Here is a 15,822-nt window from a genome sequence, read left to right as displayed (position 1 = left end):
GTTTCATGGACAATTACGACAAGCAGATACTCGACATCATTCAGTCCGGCTTCCCGCTGGTTCCGCAGCCGTATGAAGCCGTAGGCAAGCAGGTGGGCCTGACCGGGGCCGAGGTGCTGGCCCGGGTGCGCAAACTCCGCCAAAAGGGAGTGATCCGACGCATGGGCGCCAACTTCCAGTCCAAGAAGCTGGGCTGGCAGTCCACCCTGTGCGCGGCCAGCGTGCCCGAAGACCGCATCGACGAATTCGTTGCCGAGGTCAACCGCCACGACGGCGTTACCCACAACTACCTGCGGGAAAACGACTTCAACATCTGGTTCACGCTCATCGCGCCGGACATGGACGCGGTGGAAGCACTACTGAACGGCATAACGGAAAAGACCGGCATCCGAATCCTGAACCTTCCGGCCTCTCGGATGTTCAAGATCAAGGTCGATTTCAAGATGGACAAATAACCTTCGGGAGAAAGCCATGATCCTTTCACCGTCAATGCTCTCCTCGGATTTCGCCAACATGGAGTCCGAGCTCAAGGCACTGCAAGAAGCCGGACTCGAATGGGTCCATCTTGACGTCATGGATGGACAGTTCGTACCGAACATCACCTTCGGCCCCCCCATCATCAAGGCCATGCGCAAAAAGTCGAACCTGTTTTTCGACTGCCACCTGATGATCGAAGATCCGGGCCGCTACATTCAGGACTTTGCCGACGCCGGGGCCGATCTCATCTGCGTCCATGCGGAAGCCTGCACGCATCTGGAGCGCGTGTGCTCGCAGATAGCCGATGCCGGGTGCAAACCTGCCGTGGCCCTGAATCCGCACACGACAGTGGATTCCATCCGGTACCTTCTGCCGCAACTGCACATGGTCCTGCTCATGTCCGTGAACCCGGGTTTCGGCGGCCAGAAGTTCATCCCCTTCACCATGGACAAGCTGCGCGAACTCAAGGCCATGATCACGGATTGCGGATCACAGGCGCTGATTCAGGTGGATGGCGGCGTCACCCCGGAGAACACCCCCGACCTGGTGCGCGCCGGAGCCGATGTGCTGGTTTCCGGCTCCGCCTTTTTCGGGTTTCCACCGTATTCGCAACGACACAAAACATTCATGGAGGCGGCAGCAAAAGCCTGATCGCCTCGCCCCCCCAGATCAATATTCGAAACAAGACAAAAGGAGCCGCAATGCGGCTCCTTTTATTATAATGGGGCAATCCCTCCAATTCATGCTAAATTAACAACAAAATAAATGGGGGGCTTATGAAATTGAAACTTGGATTGGGACAACGACTGGTGCTGGTTTCCAGCATTATTATTATCGTCCTTGTTGCCGCAACATTGTTTTCGGTCAACCAGGGCACACAAAAACTCACGCTTTCGCTTTCGCAAAGCACTCTCAACGAAAACACGAAATCCGTGGCCATGGCGTTGGAAAACTGGCTTGAAGGCCGTGTCCGGTTCCTGCAACTGCTTGCCCACGATCCGCTTGTGATCATGGCCGCAGATGGCGGGGACTACCAGCAGGCAACAGATCTGCTGCTCAAGGCAAAAGCGGACGATCCCTCCATCGAGTCTTTTTTCGTGCACAATGCCGATGGAATTTCGGTGGTCACCACCAACAAGGGCGGGCGCGGCAAGAACTATAGCTCGCGCGGCTATTACAAAACCATCATCTCCAATGGCCAATCCCAATACATTTCGGATATTACCCTTTCGCCCGTTTCGAAAAAACCGCGTCTTGCCATTGCCGTTCCCATCAAGGCAAACGGGCGCACGCTGGGCTATGTGGGGATGTCCGTCCTTGCCAGCGCGTTTACCGAGACCTTCATCGACCCCATCAAGGTCGGCGACAGCGGATATTGCTACATCGTTGACAAGACAGGGAAAGTACTGGCCCACCCAGACAGGAACCTCATCTTCCAGGACCTGTCCAAATACGATTTCATCATGGAATCCGTGAATCGCAAACAGGGCTTTCTGGAATACGAATGGAAAGGCGACAACAAATACATCTCGTTTGCCGACGTGCCGGCCACCGGATGGATCGTCTCGCTCTCGGTTCTGGAAAATGATCTCATGGGTGAAGCGCATGCCCTTCAACGTCTGCTGCTCATCATCGGCGTGGTGGGCATTCTGGTAACCGTGCTCATCATATATATCGCCATTCGCAGAATGGTCACTACCCCGCTCCAGATCATTCAGGGCAAATTCAAGGAACTGGCCAACGGGCGACTCGACCCGCGCATCACCGGAAACTTCACCGCGGAACTGGCAACACTCCGTGATGCCTTCGTGACCATGGCCGAACGTTTTCTGGACATTGTGCTCAAAGTCAAGGGTGCGGGAGAAAACGTCTCCGCAGGCGGTGAAGAACTCAATGCCGCAGCACAGACGCTTTCACAAGGCTCCACCGAACAGGCCGCAGCCATCGAAGAAGTATCCTCATCCATTGAACAGATGGCGGCCAACATAACCCAGAACGCGGAAAACGCGACCAAGACGGAAAGACTCGCGATCAAGGCCGCCGAAGATGCTCGCGCCGGAGGATCCGCAGTTTCCCAGGCTGTCAGCGCAATGAAAAACATCGCTGAAAAGATCACCATCATCGAAGAGATAGCCCGCCAGACCAACCTGCTGGCACTGAATGCGGCCATTGAAGCGGCCCGGGCAGGCGAACACGGCAAGGGCTTTGCCGTCGTGGCTGCGGAAGTCCGCAAGCTGGCAGAACGCAGCGGAGGCGCGGCAGCGGAAATCAGCGAGATATCCACCCAGAGTGTGGAAGTGGCAGAACAGGCCGGGACCATGCTCGAGCAGTTGGTACCGGACATCACGGAAACTGCTGAACTGGTTCAGGAAATCTCTGTGGCAACCAACGAGCAACACTCCGGGGCCGAACAGATCAACAAGGCCGTTCAGGAACTGGACAAGGTCATCCAGTCCAATGCGTCCATGTCCGAGGAAGTGGCCTCCAGTGCCGAGGAACTGTCCGGACAGTCCATTCAGTTGCAGCAGACCATGGCCTTCTTCAAAACCCGTAGTGAAGATGAGCGGTCCTACGCCACCAAGACGCCGACCGCCACGGCCCGCACGGTTCAGGCCAAGCCTGCGCCCAAGCCCATTGCCGCGGCGCAGACGAAAAATGCTACCAACAAAAGCGGAGTGGCACTGGAGATGGATGACATGGACGAGGAAGACTTCGAGCGCTTCTAAATCCATTGCGGCAGGTTTAAACTTGCGACTCCTGCCCGCAAAGCGTATGTCAGGGGGCCGGAACCGGCCCCCTTTTCATTTTGCCGGAGCCATAACACGAAACACTGCCCCGCACGGCAAAGCACGCAAACAACATGGCGCTCGTCAGTCTTCAGAACATATCCATCAACTTTACAGGAACCCCGCTGCTCAAGGGGGTGAACCTCCAGATCGAACCCGGGGAACGCGTCTGCCTTGTGGGTCGCAACGGCGAAGGCAAGTCCACGCTACTCTCCATCATCAACGGCGATACACCGCCGGATTCCGGGGAAATGGCTGTCAGTCAGGGCGTGCGCATAGCCATGCTGCCCCAGAGTGTGCCCAATGAACTGGGCGGCACCGTATACGACGTGGCCTGCTCGGCACTGGGAACCCTGGGTGAACACCTTGCGGCCTATCAGCGTGCCGCACGTGCGCTGGAGCAGGCCCAAGGCGAACACGATGCGTTGGTCGCCCAACTGGAAAAGGCCCAGCAAATCATTGAAAATGATGACGCATGGGGGGTGCACCGGACTGTAGAAACCGTGCTTTCCCACCTGAACATTCAGGCCGCAGATCAATTCGACACGCTTTCCGGCGGCGTAAAACGCCGTGTGCTGCTGGCCCGGGCACTGGCCTGCGAACCGGACCTGCTGGTACTGGACGAACCCACCAACCATCTGGACATAGCCTCAATCACCTGGCTGGAAGATTTCCTCAAACGCCAGAACCGCAGCCTGCTGTTCGTGACCCACGACCGCACATTCCTGCGCGCACTGGCAACACGAATCGTGGAAATCGACCGCGGCGCCATTACCAGCTGGGACTGCGATTACGACACCTACGTGGATCGCAAGGAAGCCGCGCTGGAGGCCGAGGAATCCCAGAACGCCAAATTCGACAAGAAACTGGCGGAAGAGGAAAAATGGATTCGTAGCGGGATCAAGGCCCGGCGCACCCGCAACATGGGGCGCGTTCGCCAGTTGCAGGAACTGCGCAAACAACGCGGCCAGCGCCGGGAGCGCACCGGACAGGCGGACATGGTCATTCAGGAATCCGAACGAACGGGCAAAATGGTGGCCGAGGTCAAGGGGCTCGGGTTCGCCTATGACGGGAAGCCCATCGTCGACGACTTCGACGCACTGATCATGCGCGGTGATAAAATCGGACTGGTGGGGCCCAACGGCGTTGGCAAGACCACCCTGCTCAAGCTGCTGCTCAAGACATTGGAACCGTTGCAGGGAAATGTGCGCCATGGCGTGAATCTGGAAATCAGCTATTTCGATCAGCATCGCGAACACCTCGACGAAGACAAAAGCGCACGCGAAAACGTGGCCGAGGGTTCAGACTTCGTGGACATCAACGGCAACCGCCGCCATGTACTGGGATACCTCAAGGATTTCCTGTTCACCCCGGACAGGGCGCAGCTGCCGGTCAGCGTACTATCGGGCGGGGAGCGCAACAGGCTGCTGCTAGCCAAGCTCTTCACCCGACCTTCCAATGTTCTGGTCATGGACGAACCCACCAACGACCTGGACATGGAAACCCTGGATCTGCTGGAAGAAATCCTGCTGGATTACTCGGGCACGGTACTGTTGGTAAGCCATGACCGGGCTTTCCTGAACAACGTGGTCACCTCGACCATTGCCTTCGAGGGCAACGGCGTCGTGCGCGAATATGTCGGGGGATACGACGACTGGCTCCGGCAACGGCCCCAGGAGGAAAAGACCAAGGCCAAACCGGCTCAAAAAAAGACGGCCCCGGGCACAAAGACAACGGCCTCCAAAAAACTCAGCTACAAGGATAAATTCCGACTCCAGCAGTACCGGGAAGAACTGAAAAGGCTTCCGGAGCGTATTGAACAGCTTGAAGCGGACATTGCCGCGCGTCACGAACGCCTGGCGGATCCGGAACTCTATCAGCAGGGGGGTGACGTGTTCAACAGCCTGCGCTACGAACTGGAAGAACTGGAGCGCAGCCTCGAAGAAACATTTAGCCGCTGGGAATATCTGGAACAGGCCCTGGAAAACGCGCCCGAAGACCTGTAACCGTCCTACAGGGTTGCCAGACGATCACGCAGATCGTTTTCCAGCTTTTCAAAAATCGCATGCACGGCCTTGCGCTGGCCCTCGACGATGGCGTCCGGCGATCTGCCGGACAGGGGCACGCGCTCCTCGTAACGACCCGAAAACAGGATCGCATCGTCGCTTTCTGCATCCAGCAGGAAGAACTGCATTGCAGCTACGCCTTCCGGCCTATTCCCCGAAAAATCCGCATACAGGGCGTTGACCATGCCTTCCAGAATGTAATCCGACTGCACAAGGCTGGCATCGGCCACAACCTCGCCCACCAGCCCTGCCGAACCGATCCATTGGCGCAAATTCTGGGAGACCATTTCCGCTGGCGGCACAAAAAAGAGATTGTAGAAATCCGACTCCATGCGACCACCGTCCATGCGATAGACCAGCTCCCTGCCATCATAAAGCGGCGATACCTGCATGCGCCGCACCAGCATGACCGCGTCCGGACGCGTCACGGTTTCAGCCGTGCCCCGCTGCACCTCCAGATAATAATGGTGCTTTTCCACGGCCTTCTTGGACAACCCGGCACACCCGCACAACATGAGCAGGCACAACATGGAACCGATCGTCAACGCACTGTTTCGCATGGTTTTCCTCACTTGCTTTCTCCCGGTTCAACCTTATGCGGCGGCTGCCCGAAAATCACGCCCGAGGGGTAGCGTTTGGCCTCTTCGGTCAGTTCCTTGAGATTCTGCAACAACAACCGCGCGTCGCTCATGATGGATTCGATATTGGACTGCTGCCCGGCCACAAGACCGTTGGCCCGGGAAAGCACGGCGTGCAGCTTGCGCACGGCAGACCGCAGGTCCTCGGAGGCCTTGTTCACATTTTCGAATGTGGAAGCAATCTTGTGCAGCTGCTTGTCCAGCGCAGGATCGGCCACGACCTGTTCCACCCTGCCGGTGGCGTTGCGCAGGCTCTTCATGGCCGTGCGCGCATCATGCACCGAGCTCACCAAATCGTCTTCGGACGCCTCGACAATGCGGCGCACCCCGGCCACGGTCCGGGCGGCATCCGGTATCAACTCATCCACGGCCGGGTCCTGAAGCAGCACATTGACCCGGGCCAGAAGCTTTCTGGTTTCCTGCAGGTTGGCAATGATGACCTTGCCCAGTTTCCTGACATCCGCCTTGCGCAAAAAATTGCTCAGAGCCGCGGAGATGTCCTTCACGTCCGCAATGATGGTTTCAATATCTTCCTTTTTGAGGCCGCTCAAGAATCCGCTGATGCTGCTCAAGGCCGCCTCAAGCCGGTTCAAGGTGCTGGGAGCGGACGGCACGTAGGCAAACTCCGGCTGCCACGAAATCTTGGGGGGCTTGTTGGTTTCCGGGTCCAGATAATCAAGATTCAGGTACAGCTGGCCCGTGAGTCCCAACGTGGTGGGCCGCACGCGCAATCCGCGCTTCACGTCCTCATCCAGCGTTCGCAGAAATTCATCATGATCCTTGCTGCCAAGCTTGCGCGGCTCCAATGCGCACTCCACCAGCACATAGCGGTAGCTGTCGTCATACTTGTTGGCAACAAAACCGATATGGGAAACCGAACCGACCTGCACGCCCTTGAGCTTGACCGGCGACCCCACCTCAAGCCCGTTGACGGACTCGGCGATGTAGGTCTCCATTGTGTAGGTTTCCTTGAAATATTCCCCGGCGCCAAGCACCATGACCACCACGACCAGCATGGCCGAACCGATGATGACGAAAACGCCGAGCTTGAAGTAATCCGATTGCCGCATGATCAATCCTTTGTGGCAGTTCGTGCGGTCGTGTCCGCTTCTGCCTGCCTGTGAAAAAATCGCCTGACCAAATCATTTTCCGAGCTGTCGCGCAACTCGCGCGGATCGCCCTGCGCCACGATCTTGCGGACCTTCTTGTCCAGCATGATCACCGTATCCGCCACCGAGTATATGCTGGCGAGTTCGTGGGAGACTATTACAAATGTAATACCGAGGTTGCGTGCAAGCGAGCTGATGAGTTCGTCCAGCTCGGCCGAGGTGATGGGGTCCAACCCTGCGGACGGTTCGTCCAGAAACAGAATATCCGGGTCCAGCGCCATGGCGCGGGCAATGGCTGCCCTTTTCTGCATGCCGCCGGAAAGCGTGGCCGGCATGTTGGAGGCAAAATCCTCCAGCCCGACCATGGCCAGCTTGCTGCGGGCGATCATTTCGCGGGCTTCGCGCGGCAGGTTCGTAAATTCTTCCAGCGGCAGCATGACGTTGGAAATCAAGGACATGGACCCGAACAAGGCACCCATCTGGTACATGACCCCGAACCGACGCAAAATGTCATCCCGGGCGCGGCCGGTTGCGGTAACGATATCGTCGCCCTGTATCTCGATGCTGCCGGAAACCGGCTTGTACAGGCCAATCATGTGCTTGAGCACCGTGCTCTTGCCGCACCCCGAACCGCCCAGCACAACGAATATCTCGCCGCTGCGCACGTCAAAGGAGATGTCGTCCACAACCTTGTAGTCCCCGTAGGCACAGGTCAGGTTGCGAACCCGTATGGCGATGTCGTCACTGCTCATGAGCCGTTCCTAAATACCCAAATAGTAAAAAATCAAGGCGAAAAGGCCGTCCGCAACCGCAATGAGAATAATCCCGCTGACCACGGCACTGGTGGTGGAATCACCCACAGCGCTGGCCCCGGAACGCGTTTCCAGCCCGCGCAGGCACCCCACTCCGGCCACCAGCAGACTGAACACGCAGGCCTTGAACAGCCCGCCCGCAAAATCCGTGTATGAAAGATTGTGGAACACCCGTGAAGTAAACGTCACCAGCGGGTACCCCATGGAAAGCATGACCAGCGCCCCGCCCACAAGGCTGGCGAAATTGAAGAACAGGGTCATGAGCGGCACGGCCACCAGCGAGGAAAGGACCTTGGGCACCACCAGAAAACGCATGGGCGAAAGCCCCATGGTCACCAGAGCGTCCACTTCTTCATTGACCTTCATGGTCCCGATCTCCGCGGCAAAGGCCGAACCGGACCGCGCGGCCAGCAGAATGCTGGTAACCAGCGGCCCCATTTCCCGGAACATGACCAGCCCGAGCATGTTGGGAACAAAAATTTCCGCGCCAAAACGTTGCAGGCTCACTGCGGACTGAAACGACATGATCAGGCCCATGAGAAACCCGATGAGCATGACGATGGAAAGACTGTCCACCCCCACTGAAATAAGCGAAAGCCAGAAGTCCCGCCAGCGAATGGCTCCGGGTTTGTGCAAACACTGGCCGATCATGGCCACGGCCTCGCCCACGAATGCAATCATGGCCCGCATGTTGAGCCAGGCGTCTTCGGCATAATGACCAAGCGTTACGGCCAGTCCCCGGCGTTCACCACGGTGGCCCCTCAACACAGCCGGGTCCGTGTCCCAGACCATGTCCACAACCTGCTGCAAACGATCGCGCAACCCTTCCAGCTCCAGGTCTCCCCGAGCTTCGGAACGGGCCAGTGTTCGCAGCTTCAACAGCAGTGCCACCCCCGCACCGTCCAGATAGTCAAGACCCGAGCAATCCGCCACCACGGAACTTCCGGGCGCAACACCGGCCACAGCGTCATCCCACAATTCGGAAACGGACGCGGCGTCCAGCCTGCCGGAAAGGACAATGCGAATCCGCCCGCGCTCGGGGCGAATCTGCATGGAAGCTCCCCTTCCGGGAGATGCTGTCCTTCTCGCTGCGACCATTTCATATACCTCACGATCAAACAATGACTTGGAACAATGATATAGCCGAGTGAACCGGGAAAGGCAAAGCACATGAACACAACGGCTCGGCATATAAACAGAACTACCGGCGACATCATTGCGGTTGACAAATACCAATACGAATAATATTCTTTTTTATTATGAGCAAAAGAACTTTTGACTATCTTGACATCCAAATCCTGAATATACTTCAGGAAAACGGCAGGATTTCCAACGCAGACATCGCCAGAAAGGTGGGCAAGGCCCCTTCCGCCGTTCTGGAGCGGGTTCGCAAGCTGGAACGCAAGGACCTCATCCAGGGTTATGAGGCCATCGTCAACCACAAGGCCATGGGGCTGGCGTTGACCGCGTTTACGCAGGTGTACACCGATGAACCTGCGGGGTCCTTCAACACCGGCAGGGAACTGGCCAAGATCCCCGAGGTGCTCGAAGTGCACTACACCGCAGGGCAGGCCCCCTATCTGGTCAAGGTGCGCGCCGAGGACACCGAAGCCCTGCAAAAGACGCTGGCCAAGTTCGGGGCCATTGCATCCGTTCGTGACACAAACACCACCATCGTGCTGACAACCGTCAAGGAAACCAGAGGGTTCCCCTTGCAAAACGACTGATACGCCAGTCAGGGAGCAAGAGCAATGAGCATCGATATCCGGCAGATCGACCCTGCCATCATCGCACGCGGCAAGGAATTCTTCCAGTCCATTTCGGGCGAGGCGCCCTCCATATTCAACAAGGGCTGGTGGACCGGCAAGGTCATGGACTGGTCCATGAAAAACGAGGACTTCAAGGTGCAGATGTTCCGCTTTGTGGACGTTCTGCCCTACCTGAACACCTCGGAATCCCTTTCGCGCCACATCGAGGAATATTTCGCGGGCGAAGACTCCAACATACCGGACGTGCTCAAGTGGGGTGCCACCAAGACCAAGTTCGGCGGCGGACTGGTGGCCAAGGTGCTCAACAAGACCATCCGCTCCAACATCGAAGGCATGGCCCGCCAGTTCATCATCGGGCAGGAAGGAAAGGAAGCGGTCAAAGGCATCCGCAAGCTCAGAAAGGACGGGTTCGCCTTTGTGCTGGACCTTCTGGGCGAGGCCACGGTTTCCGAAGAGGAGTCAACGGCCTACATGGAAGGCTACCTCGACGTCCTCGGCGCCATCCACAAGGAGTGCGACAAGTGGCAGGGGCTGGACGGCAAGGACCTCGACTGGGGCCACGCGCCCAAGGTCAACGTGGCGGTCAAGCCCTCGGCCTTTTATTCCCAGTCCAAACCCGTGGACGTGGAAGGCACGGCCAAAGGCATGATGGAACGCATCGAGCCGGTGTATCGCAAGGTCATGGACATGAACGGGTTCATGTGCATCGACATGGAACAGCTCAAGTACAAGGAAGCCACCATCGAGCTTTACAAGATGCTGCGCACCAAGTACCGCGACTACCCGCATCTGGGCATCGTGTTCCAGGCATACCTCAAGGAAACCGAGAAGGACGTGCGCGACTTCATTGAATGGGCGCGCGAGGAAAACCTGCCGGTATCCATACGGCTGGTCAAGGGTGCCTACTGGGACTACGAGACCGTGCTGGCCAAACAGAACGCGTGGCCCGTTCCGGTCTGGACACGCAAGCCCGAGTCCGACATCTGCTATGAGAAAGTCTCCAAAATCATTCTGGAAAACCACGACATCTGCCATTTTGCCTGCGCCTCGCACAACATCCGCTCCATTGCCGCGGTCATGGAGATGGCCAAGGCGCTGAACGTGCCCGAAGAGCAATACGAATTCCAGGTGCTCTACGGCATGGCCGAACCCGTGCGCAAGGGCCTCAAGAACGTGGCCAAGCGCGTGCGGCTCTACTGCCCGTACGGCGAACTGATACCCGGCATGGCCTACCTCGTGCGCCGTCTGCTGGAAAACACCGCCAACGAATCGTTCCTCAAGCAGACATTTGCGGACGAGGCGGACATGGACCGCCTGCTGGAAAATCCCGAAGAAACCCTGCAACGCCAATTGGCGGAAAAGCCCTGCCGTACCCATGCGGGCCGTCCGCCCGTGCAGGCGCTCAACGGCGAAATCCCTGCGTTCAGCAACTTCCCGCCCGCAGACTTCACCATACAGGCCGAACGCGAGGCCTATCCCGAGGCCATTGCCCAGTGGCGCACCAAACTCAACGCGCAGTACCCCCTGTTCATCAACGGGCAGGAGGTGACCACGGACGACACGCTGGATTCATACAACCCGGCTGACCCGTCCGAAATCATCGGCACCATCTGTCAGGCCGGCAAGCCGGAAATCGACGACGCCCTGACCGGCGCAAAGGCCGCCTATCTGGATTGGCGCGACGTATCACCCAAAAAGCGCGCCCAGTACCTGCTGGATGCTGCCGACTGGTGCAAGAAAAACATCCACAAGATCTCCGCCCTGCAAGTGCTGGAAGTGGGCAAGCAATGGGATCAGGCCCAGGCCGATGTGGCCGAGGCCATCGATTTCCTTGAATACTACGCCCGCGAAATGATCCGGCTGGGCGAGCCGAAACGCATGGGCGTGGCTCCGGGCGAAGATTCCCGGTATTTTTACCAGGGCAAGGGCATTGCCGCTGTCATTGCGCCGTGGAACTTCCCGTTCGCCATTTCCGTGGGCATGGTATCCGCCGCCATCGTGGCAGGCTGCCCGGTGATCTACAAGCCCTCGGGCCTGTCCTCGGTGGTGGGCTGGATGCTCACCGAAATGTTCCGCGCGGCCGACCTGCCCGCCGGTGTATTCAACTACACGCCGGGACGAGGCTCGGTCATCGGCGACTACATCGTGGAACACCCGGACGTATCGCTCATCGCCTTCACAGGGTCCATGGAGGTGGGCTTGCGCATCCAGCAAAAGGCCGCGGTCGTGCAACCCGGACAGGAACAGTGCAAGAAGGTCATCGCGGAAATGGGCGGCAAAAACGCGGTCATCATCGACGACGACGCGGACCTGGACGAGGCCGTGCTGGGCGTGCTCTACTCGGCCTTCGGCTTTCAGGGCCAGAAATGCTCGGCCTGTTCCCGGGCCATCGTGCTGGATTCCATCTACGACCGCTTCATTCATCGGCTCAGAGAGGCCGCTCAGTCCATCAAACTCGGACCGTCCGAGGACCCGTCCAACTACATGGGACCGGTGGTGGACAAGGCCGCGGCCAAGAACGTGCTGCGTTACGCCAAGATCGCTGCCGAAGAAGGCAACATCGTGGTGCAGCGCGAGGCCGACGACAAATACAAGATCAACGACGCCTGCTACGTGCCCCTGACAATCGTGGACGGCATCACGCCCGAACACCGCATTGCGCAGGAAGAGGTATTCGGCCCGGTACTGGCCGTCATGAAGGCCAAGGACATGGATGAGGCCCTTGCGTGGGCCAACTCCACGCGCTTTGCCCTGACCGGGGCCATCTATTCACGCAGCCCCAAGCATCTGGAACGCGCCTCGCGCGAGTTCCGGGTGGGCAACCTGTACCTGAACAAACCGTCCGTGGGCGCGTTGGTGGAACGCCATGCATTCGGCGGATTCAAGATGTCCGGCGTGGGCTCCAAGTCCGGCGGCCCGGACTACCTGCTCCAGTTCATGGACCCGCGCCTTGTGTGTGAAAACACCATGCGCCGGGGATTTGCGCCCATCAGCGAGGACGATGACTGGGTGGAATAAGGGATTGAACGACAGAAAAACGAAGCGGTGGCATCAGGTGGTGCCGCCGCTTTTTTTTATCGTCCAACACATCAATCTCGCTTCGATCATGCATTGCACGGATAGCCGTTGCGCTGGCGCGCGGTAGGGTAAGGGTTGGCATGAAGCGTTTATTGTGTGGTTGCGCTGACGCGCAGTCAAACACCGTAAAATCACCTTCATTTAAGATTTCGCCCTTCAGGGTGACCTTCTTTTTCTGCCGTCGCACGGAGTAAAAGCTCATACTCACAACGACGGGCAACGTTGGGCTGGTCCCGGCCGTATGTTTAAAGCACGAGCCACCAATCCCGCCAATCAACTGGGGGATCACCGAAACAACCGCATGCGGCCCACCTCCATACCCTCCTCTTGCATTTTCCCCCAACTCAACCATATATACAGACCGCCAACACACATACACCAGACACGGAGCAGCCATGCCCAGAAAACCAAGCCTCTCTTCCCGAATACGGGAACATATTCTCAGCCATATCGAAAATGGCGACTGGCCGCCCGAGCATCAGATTCCGGCCGAATCCGAACTCATGGCCCTGTTCGACGCCAGCCGCATGACCGTGCACCGCGCGCTCAAGGAACTGGCCGCCGAGGGCGTGATCTACCGCCAGCGGGGCCTCGGCTCATTCGTTTCCCGGCGCACGCCGCGCAGCCAGCTGCTGGTCATCAAGAACATTGCGGATGAAATAAAAAACCGTGGCGGGCACTACAGTTGCGAACTCATGTATCTGGCGGCCGAACCGGAATCCTCACTGACCACCCATGTTTTCGGCAAGGGCAAAAACATTGCCCGCTCCAAGGTGGTACACTGCGAAAACAGCGTCCCCATCCAGCTGGAAGACCGCTACGTGGACCTGCGTACCGCCCCGAAATATCTGGAAGTGGACTTTTCCACCACAACGGCCCACACCTATCTCATGCAGGATGCGCCGCTCCAGAAGGCCGAGCACGAATTGACCGCAGTGCTGCCCAGCCGGGAACAACAACGGTTCCTGAACATCGGACCGGACGAACCATGCCTGATGCTGCGGCGCAAGACATGGTCCCGCGACCGCCTTGTATCCTATGCCGAGTTGCTCTACCCGGGGTCGCGCTTCAGCTTCGGGGGCACCTTTGAACCCGCATCCTAACAATTCAGGAAAAGCATGACCGTCATCATCGACCATACACGGCAACTCACGCTCACCCATGTCATGAGCGCGGCAAACGGCAGCCGCGTGGAGCTGGCGCGGGACACGCGCCAAATGCTGACAGAACGACGCGAACAGATAGTACGCCACGTCAGGGAACAGGAAATTCCGGCCTACGGCTTCAACCGGGGATTCGGCCACAACGTGGACCTTTCCGTGCCGGACGAACACCTGTGCGACCTGCAGCGCAACCTGATCCTTTCCCATGCCGTGGGCGTGGGCGAGCCCATGGACCGAACTGTTGTGCGCATGACCATGCTGCTGCGGGCCAATTCGCTGGCCCGCGGATTCAGCGGCGTGCGCCCCGAACTGGTGCAGGGCCTGCTGGACCTGCTCAATGCGGGCATAACCCCGGTTGTGCCGGAACTCGGATCGGTGGGTGCCAGCGGCGACCTCGCCCCGCTCTCGCACATTGCCATGGCCCTCATGGGCGAGGGGGAAGTCTTTTTCGGACAGGAACGCATGCCCGCAAAAGCGGCGCTGGAAAAAACGAACCTGCGTCCGCTGCGATTCGAGATGAAGGAAGGGCTGGCCCTGAACAACGGCGTGCAATTCATGAACGCGCTGGGCCTTGCCGCCTGCGCCAAGCTCAAAGACCTGCTGCGCACCGCGGCCGTGAACTCCGCGCTCGTGGCGCAGGTCATGCTTGCGCCGGATACGTATTTCCGCCCGGACTTCCATGCGCTGCGGCCCCATGCCGGAGCGCGGCGCGTTGCCGACTGGATATGGCGGCTCATGAAGAATTCACCCATCCGCGCGGCACACAGGGATTTCAAGACCGACGGACAGGTGCAGGACCCCTACAACATCCGCTGCGCCGCACAGGTGCTGGGGACCTGCCACGATCTCATCGCCACTGCGGAAAAGGCCCTGCTCACCGAGGCCAACAGCGCCACGGACAACCCCATACTGTTACCGGACGCACACGGGAAATTCACGGACATCGTCTCCGGCGGCCATTTCCACGGCATGCCCGTCGCCGTGCAGATTTACAACCTCATGCAGGCCCTTTCCATCATGGCCAATCTCGCGCATATGCGCTCCGTGCGCTTTGTGGACCCGGTACGCAACAAGGGTCTCGGGCGCGACCTCAAATGGCCGGACATGGCCGGAGAGGACCAAGCGTTATCCAGCGGAATGATGATGCTGGAATACGCGTCAGCTTCGCTGACCAACGATATCTGGGGTCAATGCATGCCCAGTCACCTGTTCAACATTTCCACCAACTCGGGGCAGGAAGACCACGTAAGCATGGGAACAGGCCTTGCCGTGCGCCTGCTCAAGACCCTGCCCAGGACCGCCCATGTGCTGGCCATCGAATTGGCCTACATCCGTCAGGCCATTGCCGTTCGCAAACGGCTGGGGACCATTCCCACGGAAGCCACCCCCCCGGACTGGGTCAATGAGGAATTGAACACGCTCAAGGACCGCATGAACGGGCACGGCAACGGCATGGTCTTCAATGCCGAAGTCAGCCGAGAGCATCCGCTTTCCGACCACGAAAAACAATTCAGCCCGGCTTCGGAAGCACTCTTGGCAGCACTGGATGAGCACGGCCTGTTTCCGGTGGTGCGCACAGACAGATACTTGGCCGACGATGTTGCCCGGCTGGCCTCTTTCGTGGAATCCGGCCGAGTGCCGGACGTGGTCTCCCCCCTTGTTCCCCTGCCGTGGGAAGACATGGAATAACTTATCATTTCGGGCAAATGCAAAAAATCTGAAAAAAAAGCTTGCAAAGCAGAACCGGCATATATATAAACCCATCTGCCGAGCCGAAGTGGTGGAATTGGTAGACACGCATGGTTCAGGACCATGTGCCTTCACGGGCGTGGAAGTTCGAGTCTTCTCTTCGGCACCAGAAATCAAAAGGGCTGCAACACAGGTTGCAGCCCTTTTTTCGTGACTTTTTTCGCACGACAAAAAA

General features: G+C 58.4%; 12 protein-coding genes and 1 tRNA gene. 9 read left to right on the top strand and 4 right to left on the bottom strand.

Annotation, left to right across the window (positions count from 1 at the left end; translation table 11 throughout):
- Window positions 1-5 precede the first annotated feature (5 nt).
- The 4 genes from ahbA (at window position 6) to F8A88_RS07975 (ending at window position 5,269) form a co-directional block, all read left to right on the top strand.
- Window positions 6-455: a siroheme decarboxylase subunit alpha gene (gene ahbA, locus F8A88_RS07990; protein ID WP_151150595.1), complete on the top strand. Its 450-nt coding sequence runs from the start codon at window positions 6-8 to the stop codon at window positions 453-455.
- 16 nt (window positions 456-471) lie between these two features.
- Entirely contained in the window at window positions 472-1,128 is a 657-nt protein-coding gene (gene rpe, locus F8A88_RS07985) for a ribulose-phosphate 3-epimerase (RefSeq protein WP_151150594.1), read from the top strand.
- 125 nt (window positions 1,129-1,253) lie between these two features.
- Complete coding sequence (locus tag F8A88_RS15755) at window positions 1,254-3,203, top strand: methyl-accepting chemotaxis protein (RefSeq protein WP_161598358.1); 1,950 nt, start codon at window positions 1,254-1,256, stop codon at window positions 3,201-3,203.
- A gap of 134 nt (window positions 3,204-3,337) precedes the next feature.
- Window positions 3,338-5,269, top strand: a complete 1,932-nt coding sequence (locus F8A88_RS07975; protein ID WP_151150593.1) for an ATP-binding cassette domain-containing protein — start codon at window positions 3,338-3,340, stop codon at window positions 5,267-5,269.
- Between the two features lie 5 nt (window positions 5,270-5,274).
- On the opposite strand, the gene F8A88_RS07970 is transcribed toward F8A88_RS07975, so the two are convergent.
- From F8A88_RS07970 to F8A88_RS07955, 4 genes are read right to left on the bottom strand one after another with little or no spacing between them, the layout of a single operon-like run.
- Window positions 5,275-5,889 carry an ABC-type transport auxiliary lipoprotein family protein gene (locus F8A88_RS07970; protein WP_151150592.1) on the bottom strand — a complete coding sequence of 205 codons (615 nt, stop codon included), beginning with the start codon at window positions 5,887-5,889 and terminating at the stop codon, window positions 5,275-5,277.
- Between the two features lie 8 nt (window positions 5,890-5,897).
- Window positions 5,898-7,037, bottom strand: a complete 1,140-nt coding sequence (locus tag F8A88_RS07965; RefSeq protein ID WP_241667388.1) for an MlaD family protein — start codon at window positions 7,035-7,037, stop codon at window positions 5,898-5,900.
- Between the two features lie 2 nt (window positions 7,038-7,039).
- Window positions 7,040-7,828 carry an ABC transporter ATP-binding protein gene (locus F8A88_RS07960; RefSeq protein ID WP_151150591.1) on the bottom strand — a complete coding sequence of 263 codons (789 nt, stop codon included), beginning with the start codon at window positions 7,826-7,828 and terminating at the stop codon, window positions 7,040-7,042.
- 9 nt (window positions 7,829-7,837) lie between these two features.
- Entirely contained in the window at window positions 7,838-8,941 is a 1,104-nt protein-coding gene (locus F8A88_RS07955; protein ID WP_151150590.1) for an ABC transporter permease, read from the bottom strand.
- Window positions 8,942-9,147: 206 nt separating this feature from the next.
- On the opposite strand from F8A88_RS07955, the gene F8A88_RS07950 reads away from it, so the two are divergent.
- The 5 genes from F8A88_RS07950 (at window position 9,148) to F8A88_RS07930 (ending at window position 15,756) form a co-directional block, all read left to right on the top strand.
- Window positions 9,148-9,615, top strand: coding sequence for an Lrp/AsnC family transcriptional regulator (locus tag F8A88_RS07950; protein WP_151150589.1), 468 nt, complete (start codon window positions 9,148-9,150; stop codon window positions 9,613-9,615).
- 24 nt (window positions 9,616-9,639) lie between these two features.
- Entirely contained in the window at window positions 9,640-12,675 is a 3,036-nt protein-coding gene (locus F8A88_RS07945) for a proline dehydrogenase family protein (protein WP_151150588.1), read from the top strand.
- 455 nt (window positions 12,676-13,130) lie between these two features.
- The gene (hutC, locus tag F8A88_RS07940) at window positions 13,131-13,838 is read left to right on the top strand and encodes a histidine utilization repressor (RefSeq protein ID WP_151150587.1); all 708 of its coding nucleotides are present in this window, start codon (window positions 13,131-13,133) and stop codon (window positions 13,836-13,838) included.
- 15 nt (window positions 13,839-13,853) lie between these two features.
- Window positions 13,854-15,587, top strand: a complete 1,734-nt coding sequence (locus tag F8A88_RS07935; RefSeq protein ID WP_151150586.1) for an HAL/PAL/TAL family ammonia-lyase — start codon at window positions 13,854-13,856, stop codon at window positions 15,585-15,587.
- A gap of 82 nt (window positions 15,588-15,669) precedes the next feature.
- Window positions 15,670-15,756, top strand: a tRNA-Leu gene (locus F8A88_RS07930).
- Window positions 15,757-15,822: the final 66 nt, after the last annotated feature.

The sequence above is a fragment of the Pseudodesulfovibrio senegalensis genome (assembly GCF_008830225.1).
Lineage (GTDB): Bacteria > Desulfobacterota > Desulfovibrionia > Desulfovibrionales > Desulfovibrionaceae > Pseudodesulfovibrio > Pseudodesulfovibrio senegalensis.
The sequence above is the reverse complement of the archived record's forward strand: the minus strand, read 5'-3'. Positions and strand labels throughout refer to the sequence as shown.

Excerpts from the sequence above, each read along its gene's own strand:
- ahbA (WP_151150595.1), top strand. The coding sequence starts at position 6 with ATGGACAATTACGACAAGCAGATACTCGACATCATTCAGTCCGGCTTC.
- rpe (WP_151150594.1), top strand. The coding sequence starts at position 472 with ATGATCCTTTCACCGTCAATGCTCTCCTCGGATTTCGCCAACATGGAG.
- F8A88_RS15755 (WP_161598358.1), top strand. The coding sequence starts at position 1,254 with ATGAAATTGAAACTTGGATTGGGACAACGACTGGTGCTGGTTTCCAGC.
- F8A88_RS07975 (WP_151150593.1), top strand. The coding sequence starts at position 3,338 with ATGGCGCTCGTCAGTCTTCAGAACATATCCATCAACTTTACAGGAACC.
- F8A88_RS07970 (WP_151150592.1), bottom strand. The coding sequence starts at position 5,889 with ATGCGAAACAGTGCGTTGACGATCGGTTCCATGTTGTGCCTGCTCATG.
- F8A88_RS07965 (WP_241667388.1), bottom strand. The coding sequence starts at position 7,037 with ATGCGGCAATCGGATTACTTCAAGCTCGGCGTTTTCGTCATCATCGGT.
- F8A88_RS07960 (WP_151150591.1), bottom strand. The coding sequence starts at position 7,828 with ATGAGCAGTGACGACATCGCCATACGGGTTCGCAACCTGACCTGTGCC.
- F8A88_RS07955 (WP_151150590.1), bottom strand. The coding sequence starts at position 8,941 with ATGCAGATTCGCCCCGAGCGCGGGCGGATTCGCATTGTCCTTTCCGGC.
- F8A88_RS07950 (WP_151150589.1), top strand. The coding sequence starts at position 9,148 with ATGAGCAAAAGAACTTTTGACTATCTTGACATCCAAATCCTGAATATA.
- F8A88_RS07945 (WP_151150588.1), top strand. The coding sequence starts at position 9,640 with ATGAGCATCGATATCCGGCAGATCGACCCTGCCATCATCGCACGCGGC.
- hutC (WP_151150587.1), top strand. The coding sequence starts at position 13,131 with ATGCCCAGAAAACCAAGCCTCTCTTCCCGAATACGGGAACATATTCTC.
- F8A88_RS07935 (WP_151150586.1), top strand. The coding sequence starts at position 13,854 with ATGACCGTCATCATCGACCATACACGGCAACTCACGCTCACCCATGTC.